Source organism: Edaphosphingomonas fennica (assembly GCF_003034225.1).
GTDB classification, from domain to species: Bacteria; Pseudomonadota; Alphaproteobacteria; order Sphingomonadales; family Sphingomonadaceae; genus Sphingomonas_E; species Sphingomonas_E fennica.
Window position 1 is genome coordinate 1 of sequence record NZ_PHHF01000024.1, and the last position, 23,611, is coordinate 23,611.

The following is a 23,611-nucleotide window of genomic DNA, read 5'->3' on the forward strand; positions in this document are numbered from 1 at the left end:
CCTCCGCCCTTCACCGACACCCCAACAACCGATTCTCATCTTGATTGTCGCTACGCTCGCATCCTGTCAGTCGCCGCGCAGCTGGAAGTTTTCCGCCCGCGCGGACGCGACCGTTCTTGGCGCTCGCCTATACGCCGCGTCGGAATGGACATCGGGTGACTACTTCGACCTTAGCCGCGTTTCCATTCGGCGAAACGCATACCGGTACGGCGCTGGGAGAGGCGATCTCGCGCGAACGGCTGACGCCACACGTTTGGATCGGTTCGGTCTCTCCTTCCAGCCATGGTTTGACAAAACCTCGATCAACCTCTCCTACAACCGCATCAAATCGGGCGACCGCGATACAAGAACAGCCAGTGCGTCGCTTTCCCGATCATTGGGACGCCGTATCAGCGTATTTGCGAACGGCTTTGCTGATCTCGACGATTCAAGAAACTACGGTATGTTCTTCAGCCTCAACTTCCAGTTGGGGGACACAGGCTTTGCGTCGGCAGGCGTGGATAACAGCGGGGGACGCATAGGCTACTCGCTCCAGGCGAGCGGGAATACGTCCCAGCGACAAGGCTCGATCGGATGGACTGCATCGCGGCGGCAAGTCGAAGATGCAAGCCCGCAGCACAGCGCTTCGGCGAGCTATCGCGCGCCGTTCGCGCTGTTACGCGGACAGGTTGATGAAGTCGGGGGCGCATTGCGTGGCTCTCTCTCTGCAGATGGTTCGCTCGTGGTCGCTGGCGGCGGCATGTTCCCTGCCAACCGGATCGGACAGAGCTTTGCCATTGTTCGCAACGCGGGTCCCCATTCGATGATCAGTCAGAGCGGCGTTACGATCGGTAAAGCCAATGGCAACGGCCGTGCTCTTCTTCCGGATCTGATCCCGTTCTACGAAACGGAAATTTCACTGGATCCCACCACGCTACCGGACGGCCTGGAGCCTGCGTTCACATCGACGAAGGTTACGACAGGCTATCGCCAGGGATCGGTCGTCGATTTCGGCGTACGGGCGATCCATGGCGCAGTTGTGATCATCCGGGATTGGGCCGGCAAGGCCATCGAACCCGGGTATCTCGTGGAGCTTGAAGGCGGGGACAGCGCCGTTATGGGCTATGGTGGGGAAGTTTACCTACGCGGCCTCAACGGCAGCAACCGGATCTCGATTAATCGTGGGCCGCTTGGAATTTGTAGCGCCACCTTCTCCTACAATCCAAATGCCACAGCGCAGCCCAAAATCGGACCTCTGACATGTCAATGACCCATAGTCGTCGCGCGTTCATCGGGAAAGCGAGGAGCGTGGCGCGCAGTCTGTTCGCGTTCCTTTGTGGATCATCCGTCTCGCTGCAGGGGGTTGCAGTGGCGCTCGTCGGAGTGCCGCTTATGGTCACCCCAACCCCGGCCTTTGCCGGCTGCGGCACGACCTATACGTCAACTATGCCGCCGCGCATTGTTTATCACACGAGCGCTTGGTTCACCATCCAAGTCGGTATCACATGCGATCATAGGGTGAACTGGGTAAAATGTCCGGCTCATCACGTTCAGTTCCCTGGTGGCATCTCAGCCGATAACGGCGCCTTCCTAGCACGGCAAGGTGGTGGCGGACAGTTGTTCTTCTATGTATACTACAAGGATCATAATGATGCCGCATGGGTTAGTCAGAGCGCGAATAATGCATTTCCTCCTGTCAACGGTACAGAGATAGGTATCCCAAGCTACAATACTGCCTATGTCAGTGGAAGCGGAAGATGGACATTTATCCAGCAGTTTGGGTCATTTATATATGACTTTAGCGCTAATAGAGCCGCAAATCATTCACCACCCGCTGGAACATACAGCGGGTGGGTTCAGCCTCGGCTTTATAGCCATCAGACTGGCAATTTTGGGATCCCGCGCTGCGCAACGGGACAACCCGGATTTGAAGATGGATACCCAGCACAGCGTTTGATTCCGTTAACCGTGGAGGTGCCGCCGCAATGCGAGATTTGGTCGGCAGCTGATCTTGATTTTGGGCAAGTGGATCCGGGCATTCGCAAAACCGCCCAAGCCAACGTCCGAGTGCGGTGCAACGGCAACTATGCTGCGACACTCACTGCTGACTTAGGGAAGTCCGCGACCCAAGCCGGGAATCCTCAGTTTGTGCGGAATATGGTCAGCCAGTCGGGAGGCTCCGATAAGTTGCCTTATCGGCTCTATCAGGATGCTGCTCACACCCTGCCCCTGGGACCTAGCAAGTTTAGCGGCAAGTATGTCGGCGGCGAAGAAACCCACACACAAATCTATGCGGTGATCGAGGCCGCTGACACGTCGGTTACGCCAGGCAGATACTCAGACACCGTCACTTTAAAGATCGAATATTGAGCCGGTGGAGTGCAGCAATGATCAGTCGAGGCCACAGAGTAGCATGAAGTGTGGGAGCGCCTTTGCACCAGCCCTCGCGCTTACCCTCCTGTTCGAGGGGCAGGCGGCGAATGCTGGTCCCGTGACGCCGATGGAGTGGCGATCAGAGTTGCCTGCCTCCATAAAAGGCGACCGGCGAGCCCTGCACTACACACAGCGTTTATCCGTGCAGTGGACAATTGACAGCAATTGCGCGCTGTCCCTGGACGAGCACACCGGCCTCTATGTCCAGTGTAGCGATCCATACGAGTATTTCTCCTTTTACCTCATCGACGACGACAACAGCTACAGATCCCTGACGATGGAAGCAAAAATCCACGGGAGCGTTCAGGTCAACAATGAAACCTTGGCAGGAAATCAGATATTTGCGGTGGAGTACTGATCATGCCAACGCAAAGAGCGCGAACTATGTTCGCAAATCGCCGCTTATTTGTGAATGCGTCGCTCCGCATCCCTCTCTCCAGAATTATCTTGACAGCAGTATTATCGTCCTCTGGACCGGTTGCCGCCCAATCCACAGCCAGCGTCAATGTGACGGCTAATGTGGTGCCGTCCTGCACGCTGCTGTCGCTGCCAAGCTTTAACTTCGGAAACGTGATTTCGAAGGCAAAGATAGATCGCACCGGGAATATCCAGCTGCGGTGTACAAAAAATACGCCCTATCAGGTCTTCATCTCCGAAGGAAATCTGCAGCTCGGCGACTCCGGAAGCCGTCATCTTACCCGTGGCGACTGGGCGCGCCTTGGCTACCAGATTTATAGCCAGCCAACGTACGCCGTCGCTGACATCTGGCAGCGGATGCAAATTCAGGGTTACCGCCACGTCGCAGGCGTGGGGACAGGGCAGATCCAGCAACTCCCAGTCTATGCACGCCTCCATCCAGACCCGGCCGGCCTGCCGCCGCAAGGCACTTACACCGACACCCTCACCGTCTCGATCGAGTACTGATCATGACACACACAGACTTTTCAAGAAAACCGCTCCGAAAACACTATTGCGTGCGTGGCGGCGCGGCCGCAGCCATGTTGCTGCCGGTTCTTTATCTCCCCCAAGCGGCATCGGCGAAGACCGAGACCGGTCAAATGAGCCTGTCGGCTGTCGTTTCAGCCTACTGCGATATTGTGGCCCTGCCAGCGATCGGATTTGGCTCGATTAGTTCGACAAGAGAAAATCGTTCGTCATCTAACAGCATGGTGCTCAACTGCAGCACCGGCACTCCGTACACAATTTATATTGGAGACGGCGGCGCACGCCTCGGTGGAAATACAAATACGCTCCGAGGCATGCGTAATCTTGCGAACCCCGCTCAGATACAGCGCTACCAGATCTACAAGCCTGGAGCGTTATACAGCCAGGTCTGGGAATCCCGTGAACGCGGAGCCGGAGAGTCGGGAGGTTACCAAAGTACTGGGACCGGCGCCAACCAGAGCATACCAATCGTCGCAGCAATCCCGGCCGGGACCGTGCTCGCACGGGCCGGTGCTTACAGCGACACTTTGACGGTGACGATAGCATGGTAACGACGAGCCTGCTGCGGCGCGAGGGCGTCAACACTTTTGAGCCTGTTCAGGCCGTGGCGACAGCCGCTCCTCAGTGGTGCTGCCGCTTTGGGATGCTAGTGCCTTGTGCGCTGATCGCCATGTACCCCGCAGGCCTTCGCGCCGAAGAGAGGCAGGGCACACTCAACGTAACAGGCACGATCGTGCCTGAATGCGAGATCAGAACTGCGCCCACCATGCAGTTCGGCGAAGCGCGTGCGCTGACATCAAACATCGACAACGTCGCCTCTATCCAGTTCGCGTGCAGCACCGGCACGCAGTTTCTCGTGCGTGCCAATGGCGGCCAATATCAGAGCGGATCGGACTGGCGCATGCGCCACGTCACGAACACCTCGAGCTTCATCACCTATGGGCTTTGGAGCGATGCGGCACGCACCAATCCGTTTCCTGCCACTGGGACCGTAGGTGCTGGTCCCACCGGAGGAACGGCGACAGGCCTGCCCCAGACGATCTCTATCTATGGGCGGATCCCTGGCGGTCAGACCGGCAAGGCTGGTGGCGACTACAGCGACGTTGTCGTCGTCACCGTCGACTTCAGCTTCACCTATTGAGGATACTGCGCATGGCCTCGCTTCATTCGAACAAACCGCGCGTAATAGTGGCCATGCTGGCAGCGCTTTCTGCTTGCGGCACACATCAGGCCGTTGCGCAAACCGTCACCGGCAACAAGCAGGCATCGATGCCCGTCACGTTCAAGCTCGCCACTACTTGCGCGATAAATAGGCGAACTGCGGTCGCGTTTGGTACGATCAATGCCGATAGCCTTGCGATTGGCGCGCAAGGACAGGGCGATTTCACCATGAACTGCACGAGCGGCGTACCTTACTTTTTCTGGGTAAATCTGGGGGAGAACGCGCTCGACGAGCAGCGGCGCATGAAAAGCGGACCGCTGACTAGCGGGGCTCATTATCTCCCATATAATCTGTACACGGATTCATCGCGAACCCAAGCAGTGCCTAATTCCGCAGGCACGCCCGGCACGAGCGGTCCAGGTAGCGGCACGGGGAACGGTCTCGATCAAACTATCGTCCTGTATGCTCGCATCCCATCCTACGCCCCTACTCAGGTGATGCCTCGAGGCGACGATTATTCTGACAGAATTGTGGTGACGGTAACATGGTGAAATCTGCTAAGAGATCACAAGCCATTCCGCTGTCTGATCGGGTGGCCAGCCACGCTCTCTCCCGTAGGGCAAAAGTGCTGTTCTGGCTGTTAGCCGCAAGCTCCACGTGTTCGCCTGCGGTCTTCGCGCAGTCTTCGACGATCGATCTGATGGTAACGGCAAAGCTGCAGCCATCGTGTCGTATCTTCTATACTTATCCTTCCAATGCCACTGTTAGCTTTGGAACCATCCAGACAAATGAAAGGGTGGACGACACGAGCGCAGGTGTCCTTTTCCAATGTACGCAAGATGTGCCTTACGCGAGCTATATAGATTTGGGCCAGAACGCTAACGGCACACAACGCCGAATGAAGGCCACTGTAGAGGGCTCAGACTACTATCTGAGTTATGGTATTTATACGGATGCTGCGCGGACCATTCCTTACCCGACATCAGTAACCACTCTCGGCTCGGGCTTGACCGGTGGGTATGGTTCAGGGATTGAGAAGATCGCTTACCTCTATGGCCGGACGCTTCCCTCGTCGATCGGAAATCTGCCACTTGCGGGCGATTATACCGACGTCGTCCAGTTCACGGTGGAATGGTGATGGCTATCCTCCAATTTGGAAGGTGCCGGGCTTTGGTCGCCCTGAGCGCCGTGGGTCTTTCTCTGGGATGGATGATGGGGACCGGACCCGCTCGGGCTCAGAGCGCCTCGCAGACCCTGACGTACAAGGCTACGGTCGCGACCATCTGTACCATCCAGCACATGTCAGGCGGAACTTCGGCGGTGCTTGATTTTGGCAGGCACCTCAATGTGGCCAGTGTTCACGTTATGGACCTCGACTCCGGCGGGCATGGCTGGTCTATTCGCTGCAACAAGGCAACACCCGTACCGGTGACGGTAACGCTAGACGCGGGGGAGCATGAGGTCTCCGGGCAGCGCCACATGGCTGGGCCGGCCGGCGCGTTGATCCCTTACGATTTGTACCGGGACAGCGCCTTAACCAAAGCATTGGACGTCCCGTTTGAGATCGACATTCCCACGACGGGTGCCTCGCCAATCATCTACGGACGAGCGCGTGTTCCTGCCGGCACACACGATGGCTTCTACTTCGATCGTGTCCGCATCACTGTAGCATATTGAGCCATGTTGGTGAAACAATTCCGCCGACATCGCACTGCCACTCCTAGGGGGTCTCGTAGGCCGATCCTGTCGGTCATTCTGCTCGCGCCAGGCCTGTCGGCTTTCCTTTGCGCGCCCTTGATGGCTGGAGCGCCGACCGTTGATGCCGCGGCGGTGCAGTTCGCCAGTGGCGATATCGAGGCAGCCCTCCACATTTGGACCCATCGGGCGCGGCTGGGCGACGCCGATGCTATGTTCAATCTGGGCCAGCTTTATCGTACCAGTCGCGACACAGCTCAGGATGAAGCGAAAGCGCGCGCGTTCTACGAGATGGCCGCAGAACGAGGGCATAATCCAGCAAGAGTCATGTTGGCGCGTATGTTCCTTCAGGACGGCGAAGCCGCAAATGCTCATGCCCTCTTGGAAGCTGCGGCCGGGGCCGGAGACCCGGAAGCATGCTTCCTGCTCGGCAGCATGATCGTCAATGGCGATGGTGTCCCGCGAAACGTGGACCGCGGCTACGTATATCTTGTCATGGCTGACCTGACTGGATTTCCAGAGGCGCAAACGGTGATCGCGCGTCTCAACTCCGTGGTTGAGCACGAGACACAGCAGAGAGCCAGAATGCTTGCCTTGGATCTGCTTTCGAGCATCGGCCGCAATTCCAAGGCGTCCCCAATCATCGGTGCTGCAAGCTTCGGGCGGACGGAAATGATGTCCGAGGCGCTCCCGGCAGTGGCAATTCCCGCGCCATCTGCGAGCCATCTCATTCAGGTTCAGCCGTCTCCGGAGGGGCTCCGGTCGACTGGTCAGGCGACTGCGGCGAGGGTCGCGGCTGCATCAACCACAGATTCCAGCTATCCGGGTGAACTCGCACGCGGTCACGTCCTCCAATTAGGCGCCTTTCCTTCGCGGATGGCCGCTATGAAGGGATGGGATGAGATTCTGCGCAGCCATGCGCCGCTTCTTGCGGCCTATGCCCCTCTCTACCTTCCTTATCGATCGATGACGCGACTGCGCGTGATTGCCGGAAGCGGCGCACGTGCGCTGTGCCTCAAACTTCGCTCCAAGAAACAGCCATGCTTCGTGCCGCTACCCGATCCTAGGTCCGCAAGCCCGTAGCCTAAGCCGGATTTCCGACAATTCACTGCCCGGATACCAGCGTGAGTAGCTTTCGCGCTCGCCCTCCCTTTGTCTTTGGAACTTGAAATACAGGGAAACGTCAAATGGCACATCCAGCCGAAGAGATTAATGTTGTCAATTCGCAAGCGGGCTCCAAAGGCAAGTCACGATCCGAGCGATTTGCGTCTTTGCTGTTGGCGTCAGTTGCCGCCAGTGCATTGAGCGCCTCGCCGGCTTATGCCACTGGTGCTGGCGGTCCCGGGCCGGCAGGTGTTGTTAACACACCTGGCAGCGGTGGATCTGGGGACGGCCAAGGCGGTTTTGGCGGAACGGGGCTCGTGGGCACCGCCACGTCCGGAACGCAGGGAACCCCGGATGGCAGAGGCGGTTTTGGCGGCAACGGCGCTGGACTGCCAGGGGGCGCAGGTGGCGTAGGCGGCTTCGTAGGCGGTGGGACGCTCGGCGCTGATCTGACCGGCCAGGCGGGACAGAATGCTTATGATACCGTGGGAATGAACGCGGGCGGCGGCGGCGGCGGCGGTGGCGGCGTCGGGCTTCTGCTGAACCTGGCGAACGCCGAATGGACCAACAACTGGATCATCCGCGGGGGGACAGGTGGCATTGGATCCTTCGGAACCGGAGGCGGCGGTTACCATGGCGGCAGCGGAGGCGGCGGTACAGGTGCCGTTATCACTGGGTCGGGTCTGTTCGAGAACAACAACTCCATCTTCGGGGGAAACGGGGGAGCGACTGTATGGGATTTTGAAAGTCCCCAGAAATCAGGGGGCGCTGGCGGCGGCGGCAGTGGCCTTATAGTTCTCGCTTCTGATAGCATCGTACTGAATTCCGGAGTCATCCGAGGCGGCGACAGTTCCGGTCCTCCTTCGTTAGCCGGCGAAGGCGGCTCCGCTGTCAAAATTATTGGCGACAGAAATCACTTCATCAACCAAACGTCCGGAATCCTCGAAAAGGGTACGGGAGCAGACAGATCATACGACGGCATTGGTGCCGATGTGGCGCCGGTCGTCACTATTCTCGGAAGCAACAGCGTCTTTGAAAATCGCGGTCAGCTTGCGGCTAGCGACGGGTCTCATGCAGGAATAATCGTACAAGGAGATGAGCATCGGATCATCAACGAAGGAACTATTAGCAGTGGACTCGACGGCACACTAGCCATCGGGATTCAGGGTGATCGGAACACGCTCGAATTACGAGCAGAATCAGGGATATTCGGAATTTCTGCCGCTCAAGGAGCGGATAATACGCTGTCACTCGGCGGAGCTCAGAACGCGGTTTTCAATGTAGCGAGCCTTGGTGATATCGGAGATCTCGATAAGGCCTACTGGGGTTTCCAAAATTTTGAAAAGATCGGAGACTCGACTTGGACCCTCGAAGGGGGAACGTCGCAAGTTACATCGTGGACAATCCGCGACGGAACGCTAGGCTTCACCAATGCGGGCGCGTTAGGTGCGGCATCCGGAGTCATCACCCTCGACGGTGGTAAACTCTACGCTAATGGCATTTCTAACATCGTCCCTCACGCAATCAATTTGGCAAGCACAGGCCAAATCATCGTCGATGGTCATATGAGCGCTGACGGCGTGATTACGGGCTCCGTCGCCCTTTCCAAGAATGGCTTTGGCACCCTCCAGCTCTCGAATCCAAACAACAGTTACAGTGGCGGCACAGTGGTCAATGCCGGTACGCTCAGCCTCTATAACGCAACGATCGGATCGGCATACACGAGCGCGGGGACCGGTGCGATCCGGGTGCGTGGTAATGGCGCACTCCAGGCACGCGGTGGCGGTATTCTGACCAACGAACTGGGGCTAGGCGGAGCGCTCTTGGTCGAGAGTGGCGCCACTCTGACCTTAACGGGCCCGTTGAGCTTGGCAGGCGATGTCACCCTCGGGAGCCCATATGATACTGGCACCATCGATATTCAAAGCGCTCTTGATCCGGACCCGGTGGTTAAGGCCAATAGCTTGAAAATCGCAGGAGGGCGTGTTCGCTCAAACTATAGCTTCAACTGGGCGATTGCGGATCTGCTCGACTTTCGCGTGGAAGCAGGTGCGGCATGGGAAGTGAACAGCGACGCTAATCCGTCCGGCCTGTTTGGCAATGGCAGGATCGAGATCGCCCAGTCCGCCGTCCTGAACCCCGGCGGCGGAGATTTTGGCGGCACGATTACGGGTCAGGGCGGGTTGGTCGTCGGCAGCGATGGCATGATGTGGCACGCACCGGGCGCTACCGGCCTGCTAACCCTTTCTGGATTCAACGACTACCAGGGCAATACCTTCGTCTACGAAAATGCCGAGCTAATAGCAGCGACGCCGTACACGTTGCCATCAACAACTGCGCTCACGCTGGATGGCACACTATCTGCGAATGCGAACCAGTCTGTTGCGTCGCTCAGCGACACCAATGGAGCTTCGGGCACCCTGGCCCTTGGTGCGAACGTCATTTTTGCTGCAGGTAGCGACAATAGCGACACTCTCTTCAAAGGCAAAATTCTCGGGATGACCGGGAATTTCCAAAAGATCGGTGATGGGACGCTCACGCTCACCGGAACCGAAACGGGCGTCCGGAACTTCGAAGTAAAGGGCGGACGAGTAAACATTGATGGTGCTGCAGACACTTACCAGACCTCCGTCGATAGCGGTGCCCATCTTACTGTTAACGGGCAACTTGACGGTGCGCTCATTGTCGCAGGCACACTTTCGGGCACTGGCCGGGTCGGCGAAGCCCTGCTTCTTACTGGCGGTGTGCTCGAGGGGGTACAGGGACAAACGCTGGATCTTGCGCGCTTGGACGTTTCTGGCGGTACGCTACGGGCCGATCTTGCCACGCCCGACACGACGCCCCTCTTCAATGTTTCCGGTGATCTTTTCTTAGACGGTACGCTCGAAGTCACCTCACCGGAAACGCTTGGCCAAGGCATCTATCGCCTGATCGATTTTGGTGGGGCACTTTCCGGCAATGGCCTGAATGTGGACGGAGCGCCCGGGATGGTCCTGTCGGCCGGCGGCGGGGCCCTCAACCTTTTGAACATTGGAGACGCCGTCCTCAACATCTGGACCGGCGATGGCGCTTCGATCGGCGGCTCTGGTACCTGGAGCGGTACGAGCAACACTTGGATGGACCTCGATGGCGCAATCGCAGGTCCAATGATTCCCCAGCCCGGTTTCGCTGTGTTCGATGGACCATCTGGTTCAATCGACGTGGACGGCCCGGTTTCTGTTATGGGCATGCAGTTCAAGGCCTCTGGCTATACGCTCGCCGGCGGGCAAATTTTCTTGGCATCGGACACCGCGGCCATCACGGTGGACGGTGCCACTGGCGTTGCCGAGATTGGGTCAGAAATCACCGGCATGAACGGCTTTGTGAAGCAGGGTCAGGGGCAACTGATCCTGTCCGGGGAAAATAGCTATGCCGGCACCACGGTCATCAGTCGCGGCACGCTGGCGCTCGCAGCAGGAGGATCGATCGGCTCGTCCGATCTGATTGTGGGGACCAACGGTGTATTCGATATCACGGCAGCGACAGGTATTGCTCAAATCGACGGGTTGCGAGGTGACGGACAGGTCAAACTGGGCTCGAATGGACTGCGCATAAGTGCTGCCTCTGGCACATTCGGCGGAGATATCAGCGGTACCGGTGACGTCATAGTTGATTACGGCGTACAGAAACTTTCTGGCATCAACAGCTACCTGGGCAAGACGCGCGTGGAGGATGGCGCGCATCTCATCATTGCTGGCGAAGGAAGCATCGCCAGCTCATCAGCTGTGGAAGTTGAGGGTACGCTGGCCTTGGGTGAGGCCACCCGTGACACGCATGTAATCAGCTTGTCGGGCGCAGGCCAGGTGATCCTGGGTGATCATGATCTCATCATCACCAACGGCAGCGGAACCTTTGCAGGTGCGATCGCGGGCGATGGCGGCGTCGAAATCGCCGGTGGCTCGATGACCATTTCAGGCAGCAATACCTATTCGGGCAAGACGCGTGTTGCAGGATCTCTGGTCGCAGGTGCTCCCAACACACTGAGTTCACAGAGTGACACGGCAGTCGATGCATCGGGTGCGCTCGATTTGGGCGGATATAGCCAAACTGTAACGTATGTCACCTTGAATGGCGGAACCGTCCAGAATGGCGAACTCCACGGTAGTTTGACATCTCACGGGGGGATAATCGCCGACCTGCGTGTAAACCCAGCAGGCACTTTGGACCCTGCGAAGCAAGTTCTTTTTGCTTCCGGAACGACCGTGCTTGGGGGCGCTAACAAGTTCTCCCGCGTAACCGTCCAGGGCACAGTGGATCTCGCCGGCGGAACGCATGGAATAACTGACACAATCCTCGCAGGAGGAGTCATCCGAAACGGCAGTGTCACCGGCAAGATCTCCAGCAATGGGGGCGCAATTGAGGACCTGGGCGGCTCTGCGACCCTTGCCGCAGGCAGCGGGACCACGGTGCTGCGCGGCAGCAACACCTACTTCGGACATACCACGATCGGAGGAGGCGCGGTGCTGACCGCGGAGAATGACGCCGCTTTCAGCAAGAACAGCGAGGTCCGTCTGCTGACTGGACCTACAGGCGGTACCGGTACTCTAGATCTGGGTGGCTTCGCCCACGCCATCGACCAGGTGACGGTCGGCAGGGGCGGGGGCACGATCCGCAACGGAACGCTGGCGGGCCATGTGACCGCGCAAGGCGCTACAATCGAAAATGTTGGCGGCGCGATGTCCATGGAGGTGGTGGCCGGCAAGGGCACCGCCCTTGAGCAGATCACCACGATCATGGGCCACAACACCTATTACGGTGCCACCAGCGTCAGCGCAGGAGCCACATTGCGGGTCGACGGCGAATTAACCCAAAGTGAGGTGACGGTCGGGTCCGGAGGCGTGCTATCCGGCGTGGGCACAATCGGTTCGGACGTTGTGCTGGCGAACGGTGCAATGCTGATCGGCAGATCCGGCGACACGCTCGGTATTGGCTCTCTTTCCCTGAGTGAAACGAGCTATGTCGATGTGGTGCTTGACGCCGCCCTCGGCTCTTCCCCGCTCTTCGATGTTGGCGGTGATCTCGTGCTCGACGGACAGTTGAGCGTCTCAGCGCCCAATGGACTGGCGGCTGGCGTGTACAGTCTCATTCGCTATGGCGGGACCCTTACGAACAACGGACTCGAACTGATAACCGCGCCTGGCGCATCGGGTTACAGCACGCGCGCAACGCACGGGTCAGTGGATCTCCTGAATGCGAACGGTCTGACGCTCAACTTCTGGAATGGCGACGGACAGACGACCGGCCGCATCGCCGGCGGCTCGGGCATCTGGAGCAACAGTAACGCAAACTGGACCGATGCCGACGCCCTGGTGAACGCTGCTATGGCACCGCAGCCGGGCTTCGCAGTATTTGAGGGTGAAGCAGGTAAGGTCACTGTGGCGCAGGATGCCTACGGTCACGGTCCCTCGGTGACAGGCATGCAGTTCCTGACCTCGGGCTATGTGATTGAGGGCGATGCGATCGCCCTCACCGCAGAGCGGACCGCGATCCGCGTCGGCGCGGGCACCACGCCGGCCGATGCGGCAATCAGCGCGACCATCGCGTCGGCGCTGACGGGGGCGGCCGGCCTCGAAAAGCTCGACGGCGGCACGCTCGTGCTGGCTGGGGCCAACAGCTACACCGGCGAGACCCGGATCACGGGCGGTACCCTGGCGCTGGGTCGCCTCGGCAGCATCGCCAGCTCCTCGGGGGTCGTTGCCGATGGCACGCTCGACATCTCCGCCACGAGCATCCTGCCGGATGGTCCCGGTCGGGCGGTCGGGGCCGCGATCCGCACGCTGTCCGGGTCGGGCAAGGTCGCGCTGGGCGACCGGACGCTGTTTATCGATGCAGCCGACGGGGTCTTTGCTGGCACCATCGAGGGCAGCGGCGGTCTGACGATCCGCGGCGGCACGCAGACTCTGGCGGGCGCGAGCCGCTTCACCGGCGAGACGCGGATCGCAGGAGACGACGTGCCAGCTACCCTCGCACTGACCGGAACGGGCAGCATAGCTGCCTCGAGCCGGGTTGTGGTTGATGGCACGCTCGATATATCCGCGAGCAACGATGGCGCATCGATCCGTTCGCTCGCGGGCGGCGGCAACGTCGTGCTGGGCGCGCAGACGCTGAATGTGACCGCGGGCGATGATACATTCACCGGCGTCATCAGCGGCAAGGGTGGGCTCAAACTGACCGGCGGCACGCTCGGACTGTCGGGGGCCAACAGCTATGAAGGCGATACCCTCATTGCGGCCGAAGCGCAGGATGGAACTGCCCGGCTGATCGCGTTGACCGATCAAGCACTGAGCAGCGCCAGCGCCCTGACGGTTGGCACGCGCGGCGTGCTCGATCTCAACGGACGCATCCAGTCTGGCGTGTCGGTTGAACTCGCCGGCGGACGCATCGAGAATGGCACGATCGATGGCGGTGTGGTCTCGACTGGCGGTTCCCTCGATAATGTGCTGGGTGACATCACCGTACGAACCACCGCTGGAACGACCAGCGTCTCCAACAGGTTCGGCGGCTCGCTTATCGTGGATGGCGGCATAGTAGAGGTGAAGGACGGCGCCAACGTTGCTGGCACAGCGACTTTGAACGGCGGACGGTTCGGCCTGCAGGGCAATGTTGCTGGTATGGTCGAGGTCAACGATGGCGGCTATCTCCATGGCAACGGCAAGATGGGCGGCCTGATTGTCCATGACGGCGGAGCGTTGGCGCCGGGCAACTCGCTGGGTAAGCTCACGGTTGCAGGCGACGCCCTGTTCGAGGCGGGCTCGGTCTATCAGGTCGAGATCGACGATGCCGGAGGCCATGACGCGCTGGCAGTGGGTGGCACGGTCACAATCGAGGGCGGCTTGGTCGAGGTGACGGCTGCCGATGGCGACTATCGCCAGGACCGCAGCTACGTGATCATCAGTGCCGGGGAGACGGTCGAAGGCACTTTCGACGATGTGACCAGCAATCTGGCGTTCCTCGACCTGACCCTGCGCTACGATCCGGCCACAGTGTGGCTGGATGCGACCCGCAACGATGTCGCGTTCTCGTCGCTGGCCACCACGGCCAATGGCAAGGCGGTGGCCACGCAGGCGCAGGCACTGGGTGGCGGGCATGGCGTCTACGACGCCATCACCGGCCTTGCGGACGACGGCTCGCCGCAGCGCGCGTTCGACAGCCTGTCGGGCGAGATCCACGCCAGCGCGCTCGGCCAGATGGTCGAAGACAGCCAGCTGCTTCGCTCGGCGGTGCTGCGCCACGGCCTCACCCGCTCCGAAGGAGGCTGGACCGGCCTGTGGATGGAGACCATGGGCGCATGGAGCGATGTCGGGGGTAACGGCAATGCCGCCGCCCTCAAGAGCAGCAGCTATGGCGGTACCATGGGTCTCGACCTGACGCTCGGCGACCATTTGACAATTGGTGTCTCGGGCGGCTGGAGCAAGACCGACCTGACGGTTGCCGCACGAGCCTCAAAGAGCGAGCTGGAGAGCACCCATATCGCGGCCTATGGTCGGGCGCGGCTGGGCGATCTGGGCATCCGCCTCGGCGCGGCGTGGAGCTGGCATGACCTCTCGACCACTCGCGAGGTGGCGGTGGGCAGCCTCGCCCAAAGCCTGAGCAGCCATCGCGACGGCCGCACCGCGCAGGCGTTCGGCGAGATCGGCTACAGCCTCACCCTGTCGGGGGCACGGGTCGAGCCCTATGCCGGACTCGCCTGGGTCGCGGCGCGCGGCAAGGGCTTCGCCGAGACCGGCGGCAGCGCGGCGCTGGCCGGCACGAGCACGAAGAAGGACGTGACGTTCGCGACGCTCGGCACCCGGATCAGCCTGCCCTTCTCGAGCGCGGCGCTGGCGCCGACGTTCCGGGGCAAGGCCGAATGGCGCCACGCGTTCGGCGATCGGACGCCAGGCGCCGACCTTCGGTTCGTCGACAGCGGCGAAGGCGCCGGCGCGTTCGGTATCGCCGGTACCCCGATCGGCAAGGATGCCGCCATCGTCGAGGCCGGCATCGATGTGCCGCTCGCCCGCTCGGTGGTGCTCGGCGCGGGCTACTCCGCCCGCATTGCCGACCAGGCGAATGACCACCGCGTCCGCGCCTCACTCAATATCCGCTTCTAGTCCCCCGCTGGAAGCGGACGGTCCGGGCCATGGTTCGCACATGGCCCGGACCAGACCGGCTCCAACAGCTCTCAGGAAATACATTCATGGCCGACACTCACGCTCTGCCGCCGCTCTATGTCGAGCCTGTGGCGCTTAATTCGACCCTGCACGCCAGTTGGCGCCTTAAAGAGGGGGACGCCGCCTTCGCGGCCAGACTGCCGTTCATCCAGCTCGTCCTCGCTGAACTCGTCCAGGCTTCGCGAAGCTTCCCCATTCTTTTTGATGGCGAAGGCGGGTGGCCACTTGCGCTGTTGGGGCTCGAAAAGCACGTCAATCTCTTCGTTCAGGAGGGCCGCTGGGATGCCGACTTCCACGTGCCGGCCTATATCCGGCGCTATCCGTTTGTCTTCATCTCCACGGCCGACGAAAGCCGTTATGTCCTCGGCATCGATCGCGCTTCCGATCGTCTGGTGACGAACGATCAGGAAGGCGCGCCGCTGTTCGAAAACGGCGCGCCCTCTGAACTGACCAGGCAGGCACTCCGGTTCTGCAACACCTACCATGCCGAGGCTAGCGCGACGAATGCCTTCTGCGCCGCCCTGAAGGATCAGGATCTGCTGGTCGACCGCCAGGGCTCAATCACACTCGCCGACGGACGAGCCCTCGCCCTCCAGGGCTTCAAGGTCGTGGATCCGGCTCGGCTCGAAAAGCTCGATGACGCGGTCCTGGTGGATTGGCACCGCAATGGCTGGATGGCAGCGATCTATGCTCATATCGCATCTCTCGATTTCCAGCGGCTGCTGAGGCGCGCGAGCAAGCACGCGATCGCCGCGAACCAAAGCTCACCCATGCCCGCAGAGACAGTCAGTGCGTGATGATCCTGCCGGCGAAGGGAGGCTGCACGCCTTGCATGAGGCGGTTCTTGCCATGAATGACGCCCAGGCGCTGGACGATGCAGGCGAAGATGTATTGGCTGCCCAACTGGACCTCGCTTTTTCAAATGCGCGTGCCCGGATCCTTGAGTTGTCGCAGATAAGCCACCGCCAAAGCTTCAACCGTCGAGGAGGTAAACTGCATGTCCTGCTCGTCGGGCTGTTGTTCCCGGCGTTCCTCGCCCCGGCGGGCGCAGACGGGGCGGGCGTCGTTGAATCTTCAATCGCCGGTGAGTTCAGCTCATGACGCACGGCGGGCCGAAGCCATGTGCGCCGAAGCCGGCGGGCAGCGACATGTCCACTGAACTGCCCCTCGCACTTGTTGCCAATATTCTCCGCGGGCTCGGTGCCCGCGTCGGACCGGACCGGAAGATGCTGATGGATTTTGCACAAAGCGTCGAAATCTCCGCCAGACGCCTCAGGGAGGCGGGCGATCTCGACGGTCCCCGCCTTCAGTTGAGATCGACCGTGCCGAACTACCTGCTCATGATTCTGGCCTCGCAGCCCGGATCCTATCTCTCGGTGCGCTCGCTTGCGCACCTTCTCGGGGTCACCGAACCTGCCTTGAATATCCACGTAGCACAGGCGGACCATCAACTTGCCCAACTTGGCATCGAGGTCGGCCTCGAGGGCGATGACGACAAGGGTTATCGACTAAGCCTTGCCGCAGCGAATTCCTTCATTCAGCCACTGAGTGATATTTCCTTGGAAACCCTGCAAATAACGCCAGACACAAAGGTCGCTGGCCATGATTGAGGAACCAGCAGATCAGTCCGTAGAAACGCGGGTCGGCCTTCTCTTAGAACTGGCTTTGGATGCCGTCATTCAGGCAAAAATGCTCCTGTCGCACCAGGAAGGCACGGCTTTGGTGGAGCTCCTTGACCAGGACGCAGTCGCCGGCATGCAGGCCAGGTTGCTCGGGCAGAAGGCGGGCCGCATTGGGCAGCGCCAGCTCCCAAGGATTGGCCGTACCGGCCAGAAGGGCGCCAGGATTTTGCTTCGTCTCCTGGATGAACCGGATCTCTACGTTTCCCACCGGGCGCTTGCACGAGCTGCGGGGCTTCGGTCGCGGACCAGTGCCGCGATCAAGGTTTATATATGCCATTTGCGCAATGCTCTTGAAGAAAAAGGTTATTCATCGGAAATGATAGAAACAGGGCTTCACAGCTATCGCATTCGATCCAAGCACCAAGCCTCATTATGGGAGTTTATCTCTATCAATTAGCAAGGGATATTTGGAGCATATGTAATCTAATTTCATTTTATATAATAATTACGAGAATTCAGCCGTAAATATATGGAAATCCTGCCTGAAGAAATCTTGATTTCGCGCCAGGATCAACATCCGATTGATCCGGTGAGAATCCGCACTGGAATCGACAGGATTCACCTCGAGACTGCGCTCGCAGTCCATCTTCATGGCACCTTTCGGCGGACTGCCGAGTCCCTGAACATGAAAACGGCGACCGTGAACCGCCGCATCCGGGATCTGGAGTTCCAGCTCGGGACCCGGTTGTTCGAGCGCCAGAAACGGCGGCTTGTTCCTACCCCGTCCGGGCTGGTGTTCCTGCGGAACGGCGCAAAAATCCTCGAAAGCTTCCACACACTCGTCGAGGGCGTTCGCCGGATGGCCGATGGAAGAGTGGGACAGATCGTCATTGGCTATCACGGGGCGATCGTGCCCGGCGAGCTCTACGCCATCCTCTTCGACCCCGACCCAAACTATCCCGACATTCGCCACGTGCCGGTCGAGCTTACCCATGATCGCATGTGCGAAGCCCTTCTGGGCGGGGCGATCGATGTCGCGATCGTGCGCGGCAATCCGGTGACCCTTGCCCATCGAGCCGCTCCCCTGTGGAACGAGCGCATCCTGGTGATCCTGCCACAGGATCACCTTCTTGCCGGTCGGCCTCTGTTGCAGTGGCCGGACCTCGTCAACGAGACTTTCCTGATTTCAGGCTATGATCCGAGCGAGGCGATCCGCAAGCTGCTCGAGGAGCGCTTTTCCCCGCTCGGAGCCACCGCCAATGTCGAGGTCCACTACATCGGCGCATCCGCCATCATGCAGATGGTTGGCGCCCGACGCGGCATTTGCCTGTGTCTCGATTCAATGCTGTCCCATAACTTCACCGGAACCGTATTTCGCGAACTGTCCGGTCCCTGCGGCCCCGAATATGTGACGAGTTTCGCCTGCTGGCGCGAAGACAGTCCGAACCCGGCCCTCAAACGCTTCCTGCGACGCGTGCTGCACCGCGATCCGGCCACCGGCGACGCGGTCGATGGCGCCGAGATCACGGAGCCTTGCTGAGAGAATTCCGTGGAGTGGAATACGCCACTCCCTGTCTTTCTTCGCCACGCTGCGATCCTCGTGATTGCCTGTTGAATCGGGCGCTTTTCTGCGTCTCTTAATCGACCCCGTCGCGCCGAACTTTTGTTTGGCGCCCGAAAACGGGGTACCCCATGAATGCCCAGACTATCCGGTCAGAAGCCTTCGAGCGCGGCGCGCGCATGTTGCGCACCGCGCTCGGGCCGGCAATCGCACGCTGGCTCGCCGACCCGGCGGTGATCGAAGTCATGCTCAATCCCGACGGACGCCTGTGGGTCGATCGCCTGGGTGAAGGCATCAGCGACAGCGGTGAATGTCTGAGCCCCCTGGACGGCGAGCGGATTATCCGGCTCGTCGCTCATCATGTCGGCGCCCAGGTCCACGCCCTTAGCCCCCGCGTGTCGGCCGAACTGCCCGAAACCGGCGAGCGGTTCGAAGGACTGCTTCCGCCAGTCGTCGCGGCACCGGCCTTCGCCATCCGCAAGCCCGCCGCCGCCCTGTTCACACTCGACGACTATGTCGCGAGCGCCATCATGTCGCGGTTCGAGGCCGAGAGGCTTCGCGAGGCTGTGGCCGAGCGGCTGAACATCCTCGTCGCGGGCGGCACGGGGACCGGAAAGACGACGCTGACCAATGCCCTCCTCGTCGAGGTCGCCGGTACGGGCGATCGCGTCGTGCTGATCGAAGACACGCGCGAGCTGCAATGCGCGGCGCCAAATCTCGTCGCCATGCGGACCAAGGATGGCGTGGCCTCCCTCTCCGATCTGGTCCGCTCATCGCTGCGTCTTCGCCCCGACCGCATACCGATCGGCGAAGTGCGGGGATCAGAGGCGCTCGACCTCCTGAAGGCCTGGGGCACCGGCCATCCCGGCGGCGTCGGCACCATCCATGCCGGCAGCGCCATCGGGGCGCTGCGCCGCATGGAGCAACTCATCCAGGAGGCCGTCGTCACCGTGCCGCGCGCGCTGGTGGCCGAGACCATCGACCTCATCGCCGTGCTGGTGCGTGACGGACATGGCCGCCGCCTTGCCGAACTGGCGCGCGTGGAGGGGCTCGATCCCGTCACCGGGGATTATCGGCTGACCTTCCTCAACACCCATGAGCCAGGAGATCGTCCATGTTCCACATGATCCGGCGCGGCGCGGACCGCGCCCTGTTCGTCGTCACCGCCTCCGCCATGGCGCTGTGCCTGTCCGTTCCCGCCCGGGCATCGGGATCGTCAATGCCCTGGGAAACCCCGCTCCAGTCGATCCTCGATTCGATCGAAGGACCGGTGGCCAAGATCGTGGCGGTCATCATCATCATCGTGACCGGCCTCAGTCTCGCCTTCGGCGATACGTCCGGCGGCTTCCGCCGGCTGATCCAGATCGTCTTCGGCCTGTCGATCGCCTTCGCCGCGAGCTCCTTCTTCCTCTCCTTCTTCAGCTTCGGCGGCGGAGCGCTGGTGTGATGCAGGGGACGGACGATGTCGCCGGATTTTATGCGCCGGTGCACCGCGCGCTTGCCGAGCCGATCCTGCTCGGCGGAGCGCCGCGCGCGCTCGCGATTGTTAACGGGACGCTGGCCGGTGCGATCGGCCTGGGGCTGCGTTTGTGGATCGCCGGCATCGCGCTCTGGGCGATCGGTCATGCTCTGGCCGTCGGGGCGGCGCGGCGCGACCCGCAGTTCGCCGACGTGGCGCGGCGGCACCTGCGCTATCCGGTCTGGATGCGGCCATGATGCGCCTTGCCGAATATCGCTCCAAGGCCGCCTGCCTGGCCGATTTCCTGCCCTGGGCCGCGCTCGTCGAGGCGGGCGTGGTGCTCAACAAGGACGGTTCCTTCCAGCGCACCGCCCGCTTCCGGGGGCCGGATCTCGATAGCGCCACCCCTGCCGAACTCGTCGGCGTCACCGCTCGCCTCAACAGCGCCCTGCGCCGCCTGGGCTCGGGCTGGGCGGTGTTCGTCGAAGCGCAGCGCGTGCCCGCACTCGACTATCCCCAATGCGCCTTTCCCGATTGTGTGTCGGCGCTCGTCGATCTGGAGCGCCGCGAGCAATTTCGCGAGGAAGGCGTCCATTTCGAAAGCCGCTATTATCTGACTCTGCTGTGGATGCCGCCGGCGGAAGAGGCCGCGCGCGCTGAAAGCTGGCTGTTCGAGGGCCGTTCCAAAGCGGGCGTCGACGCAAAGGAACTCTTGCACGCGTTCATCGACCGCACTGCCCGCGTGCTCGATCTCCTCGACGGCTTCATGCCGGAAATCCGCTGGCTCGACGATTGCGAGACGCTGACCTTCCTGCACTCGTGCATTTCGACGAAGCGTCAGCATGTCCGCGTGCCCGAGACGCCGGCCTATCTCGACGCGCTGCTTGCCGACGAAGGGCTGACCGGCGGGCTCGAGCCCAGGCTCGGCGAGCATTATCTGCGCACGCTGACCATCTCGGGCTTTCCCAGCGCGACCTTTCCGGGCCTGCTCGATGAGCTGAACCGGCAGGGCTTTCCCTATCGGTGGTCGACCCGGGCGATCATGCTCGACAAGACCGACGCGACGAAGCTGCTCACCCGGATCCGGCGGCAATGGTTCGCCAAGCGCAAGTCGGTCGCCGCCATTCTGAAGGAGGTCATGACCAACGAGGCCTCCGTCCTCATGGACTCGGACGCCTCGAACAAGGCCGCCGACGCCGACCTAGCCTTGCAGGAGCTGGGCGACGATCAGGCCGGGATCGCCTATGTGACCGCGACCGTCACGGTCTGGGACCGGGACGCGGGGGCGGCAGCGCAGAAGCTGCGGCTGGCTGAGAAGGTCATCCAGGGCCGCGACTTCACCTGCACGATAGAAAGCATCAACGCGCTCGAAGCCTGGTTCGGGTCGCTTCCCGGCCATGTCTACGCGAATGTTCGCCAGCCCCCGATCTCGACCCTCAATCTCGCGCACATGATCCCGCTATCGGCCGTCTGGGCGGGGCCGGAGCGGGATGCGCATTTCGGGGCGCCGCCCCTGCTTTACGGCAAGACCGAAGGCTCGACCCCGTTCCGGCTGTCCCTTCACGTCGGCGATGTCGGCCACACGCTGATCGTCGGCCCGACCGGCGCCGGCAAATCCGTCCTGCTTGCCCTGATGGCGCTGCAGTTCCGCCGCTATGAGAGTGCGCAGGTCTTCGCCTTCGATTTCGGCGGCTCGATCCGCGCGGCGGCGCTCGGCATGGGCGGCGACTGGCAGGATCTGGGGCATGCCCTCGCCGAGGACGTGGGGGGCAATGCCGTCACGCTTCAGCCCCTGGCCCGGATCGACGAGGTCGGGGAGCGCGCCCGCCTGCGGAATGGCTCGCCGCCTTGCTGGAGAGCGAAGGCGTCGCCGTCGATCCAGCGGCCAAGGAGCATCTGTGGTCGGCCCTGTCCTCGCTGGCGAGCGCGCCGGTCGCGGAGCGGACGCTGACCGGCCTTGCGGTCCTGCTGCAATCGCAGGACCTCAAACAGGCGCTGGCGCCTTATTGTGTCGGCGGACCCTGGGGCCGGCTGCTCGATGCCGAATGTGAGCATCTCGGCGCGGCCAGCGTCCAGGCCTTCGAGACCGAGGGACTGGTCGGTGCGGGCTCGGCCGCCGCCGTGCTCGCCTATCTCTTCCACCGGATCGAAGGGCATCTCGACGGGCGCCCCACGCTCATCATCATCGACGAAGGCTGGCTGGTGCTCGATCAGCCAGCGTTCGCGGCGCAGCTGCGAGAATGGCTCAAGACGCTGCGCAAGAAGAACGCCAGCGTCATCTTCGCGACGCAAAGCCTTGCCGATATCGAAACCTCGGCCATTGCCCCCGCCATCATCGAAAGCTGCCCGACACGCATATTTCTGCCCAACGAGCGCGCCGCCGAACCGCAGATCGCGCGCGTCTACGAGCGTTTCGGTCTCAACGCTCGCCAGATCGAGATATTGAGCCGGGCAACGCCCAAGCGCGATTATTATTGCCAATCGCGGCGCGGCAACCGGCTGTTCGAGCTCGGGCTTGGCGAAGTGGCGCTCGCCTTCACCGCCGCATCCTCGAAGTCCGACCACCGCCGCATCGGCGAGCTGATTGCCGCGCACGGCCAGCCCGGCTTCGCCGCCGCATGGCTGCGCAACCGCGGCCTCGACTGGGCCGCCGAGCTTCTTCCCGCCCTGGAGCCTCAAGAGGCGTCCCTGCGGCCGAGCGCTGCGGGCGGATCCCTTGTCTCGGAGGAGATCGTCCCATGAAACTGTTTGTCTCGCGCCATGTGCGTTCGGCCCTGGCTCTTGTCATCGCGGCAGCGCCAGTCGTGGTGATTTCGGTCCCGGCCCATGCCCAGTTCGGCTTCGGCGGGGTCGTTTACGATCCCACCAACTATGCCTCCAATGTGCTGCAGGCGGCGCGCGCGCTCGAGCAGATCAACAACCAGATCCGCCAGATCCAGAACCAGGCGACCAGCCTCGTCAACGAGGCGAGGAATCTCGCCAGCCTGCCATTCTCGTCGCTCGCGACCTTGCAGGCGCAGATGCAGCAGACGCGCCGCTTGTTGGGCGACGCCCAACGCATCGCCTATGATGTCCGGGACATCCAGAACGCCTTCTCATCGCGCTATGCGGGCAGCGCTCTCACCGGCAACGCCGGACAGATGGTCGCCAATGCCAATGCGCGCTGGGAAGACAGCGTCGGCGCGTTTCAGGACGCCCTCCGGGTGCAGGCCGGTGTCGTCGGCAATCTCGACGGCACGCGCAGCAGTGTCGATAGTCTCGTAACGGCCAGCCAGTCGGCTACGGGCGCCTTGCAGGCGGCGCAGGCCGGCAACCAGCTTCTCGCCCTCCAGTCCCAGCAGCTCGCCGATCTCACCGCCGCATTGGCAGCGCAGGGTCGCGCCCAGGCGTTGGAATCGGCGCGCGATGCCGCCACCGAAGCCGAGGCGCGCGAGCGCTTCCGCCGCTTCCGGGGCAAGTGAG

General features: G+C 61.6%; 20 protein-coding genes and 1 pseudogene. All 21 read left to right on the forward strand.

Translation table 11 applies throughout. From position 1 onward, the window contains the following. Positions 1–1,249 (forward strand): fimbria/pilus outer membrane usher protein (locus CV103_RS05700; protein ID WP_146163380.1); only part of this gene is annotated, 1,249 nt, incomplete at its 5' end. Between the two features lie 38 nt (positions 1,250–1,287). Beyond that, the gene (locus CV103_RS05705; RefSeq protein ID WP_170112561.1) at positions 1,288–2,349 is read left to right on the forward strand and encodes a Csu type fimbrial protein; all 1,062 of its coding nucleotides are present in this window, start codon (positions 1,288–1,290) and stop codon (positions 2,347–2,349) included. A gap of 43 nt (positions 2,350–2,392) precedes the next feature. Further along, entirely contained in the window at positions 2,393–2,770 is a 378-nt protein-coding gene (locus tag CV103_RS05710) for a hypothetical protein (protein ID WP_107394253.1), read from the forward strand. 26 nt (positions 2,771–2,796) lie between these two features. Further along, positions 2,797–3,336, forward strand: coding sequence for a Csu type fimbrial protein (locus CV103_RS05715; protein ID WP_170112562.1), 540 nt, complete (start codon positions 2,797–2,799; stop codon positions 3,334–3,336). Positions 3,337–3,338: 2 nt separating this feature from the next. Continuing rightward, the gene (locus CV103_RS05720; protein WP_107394255.1) at positions 3,339–3,908 is read left to right on the forward strand and encodes a Csu type fimbrial protein; all 570 of its coding nucleotides are present in this window, start codon (positions 3,339–3,341) and stop codon (positions 3,906–3,908) included. Continuing rightward, positions 3,902–4,498, forward strand: coding sequence for a Csu type fimbrial protein (locus CV103_RS05725; protein ID WP_107394256.1), 597 nt, complete (start codon positions 3,902–3,904; stop codon positions 4,496–4,498). The genes CV103_RS05720 and CV103_RS05725 overlap by 7 nt, the downstream gene beginning before the upstream one ends. A gap of 11 nt (positions 4,499–4,509) precedes the next feature. Beyond that, the gene (locus CV103_RS05730; protein ID WP_107394257.1) at positions 4,510–5,070 is read left to right on the forward strand and encodes a Csu type fimbrial protein; all 561 of its coding nucleotides are present in this window, start codon (positions 4,510–4,512) and stop codon (positions 5,068–5,070) included. Further along, complete coding sequence (locus CV103_RS05735) at positions 5,064–5,657, forward strand: Csu type fimbrial protein (RefSeq protein WP_107394258.1); 594 nt, start codon at positions 5,064–5,066, stop codon at positions 5,655–5,657. The genes CV103_RS05730 and CV103_RS05735 overlap by 7 nt, the downstream gene beginning before the upstream one ends. A gap of 32 nt (positions 5,658–5,689) precedes the next feature. Further along, entirely contained in the window at positions 5,690–6,196 is a 507-nt protein-coding gene (locus tag CV103_RS05740; protein ID WP_170112563.1) for a Csu type fimbrial protein, read from the forward strand. A gap of 120 nt (positions 6,197–6,316) precedes the next feature. After that, positions 6,317–7,297: a tetratricopeptide repeat protein gene (locus CV103_RS05745; RefSeq protein ID WP_170112564.1), complete on the forward strand. Its 981-nt coding sequence runs from the start codon at positions 6,317–6,319 to the stop codon at positions 7,295–7,297. 104 nt (positions 7,298–7,401) lie between these two features. After that, the gene (locus CV103_RS05755; RefSeq protein WP_146163381.1) at positions 7,402–15,447 is read left to right on the forward strand and encodes an autotransporter domain-containing protein; all 8,046 of its coding nucleotides are present in this window, start codon (positions 7,402–7,404) and stop codon (positions 15,445–15,447) included. A gap of 86 nt (positions 15,448–15,533) precedes the next feature. Then, positions 15,534–16,304, forward strand: coding sequence for a SapC family protein (locus CV103_RS05760; RefSeq protein ID WP_170112565.1), 771 nt, complete (start codon positions 15,534–15,536; stop codon positions 16,302–16,304). Further along, a complete protein-coding gene (locus CV103_RS22060) occupies positions 16,297–16,608 on the forward strand; it encodes a hypothetical protein (RefSeq protein WP_146163382.1) in 312 nt (103 codons plus the stop codon). The genes CV103_RS05760 and CV103_RS22060 overlap by 8 nt, the downstream gene beginning before the upstream one ends. Before the next feature lie 47 nt (positions 16,609–16,655). Further along, positions 16,656–17,117, forward strand: coding sequence for a hypothetical protein (locus CV103_RS05765; protein ID WP_146163383.1), 462 nt, complete (start codon positions 16,656–16,658; stop codon positions 17,115–17,117). Beyond that, the gene (locus CV103_RS22065; RefSeq protein ID WP_146163384.1) at positions 17,110–17,586 is read left to right on the forward strand and encodes a hypothetical protein; all 477 of its coding nucleotides are present in this window, start codon (positions 17,110–17,112) and stop codon (positions 17,584–17,586) included. The genes CV103_RS05765 and CV103_RS22065 overlap by 8 nt, the downstream gene beginning before the upstream one ends. Before the next feature lie 72 nt (positions 17,587–17,658). After that, a complete protein-coding gene (locus tag CV103_RS05775) occupies positions 17,659–18,669 on the forward strand; it encodes a LysR family transcriptional regulator (RefSeq protein WP_107394266.1) in 1,011 nt (336 codons plus the stop codon). A gap of 152 nt (positions 18,670–18,821) precedes the next feature. Then, positions 18,822–19,817 (forward strand): P-type conjugative transfer ATPase TrbB, encoded by a 996-nt coding sequence (gene trbB, locus CV103_RS05780; RefSeq protein ID WP_107394267.1) that lies wholly within the window; start codon positions 18,822–18,824, stop codon positions 19,815–19,817. Further along, positions 19,805–20,137: a TrbC/VirB2 family type IV secretion system protein gene (locus CV103_RS05785; protein WP_107394268.1), complete on the forward strand. Its 333-nt coding sequence runs from the start codon at positions 19,805–19,807 to the stop codon at positions 20,135–20,137. The genes trbB and CV103_RS05785 overlap by 13 nt, the downstream gene beginning before the upstream one ends. Next, positions 20,137–20,406, forward strand: coding sequence for a VirB3 family type IV secretion system protein (locus tag CV103_RS05790; RefSeq protein WP_107394269.1), 270 nt, complete (start codon positions 20,137–20,139; stop codon positions 20,404–20,406). The genes CV103_RS05785 and CV103_RS05790 overlap by 1 nt, the downstream gene beginning before the upstream one ends. Next, positions 20,403–22,891: pseudogene (gene trbE / locus CV103_RS05795) on the forward strand (conjugal transfer protein TrbE). Before CV103_RS05790 ends, trbE begins: the two are co-directional and overlap by 4 nt. Further along, a complete protein-coding gene (trbJ, locus tag CV103_RS05800; RefSeq protein ID WP_107394270.1) occupies positions 22,888–23,610 on the forward strand; it encodes a P-type conjugative transfer protein TrbJ in 723 nt (240 codons plus the stop codon). The pseudogene trbE and the gene trbJ overlap by 4 nt, the downstream one beginning before the upstream one ends. Position 23,611: the final 1 nt, after the last annotated feature.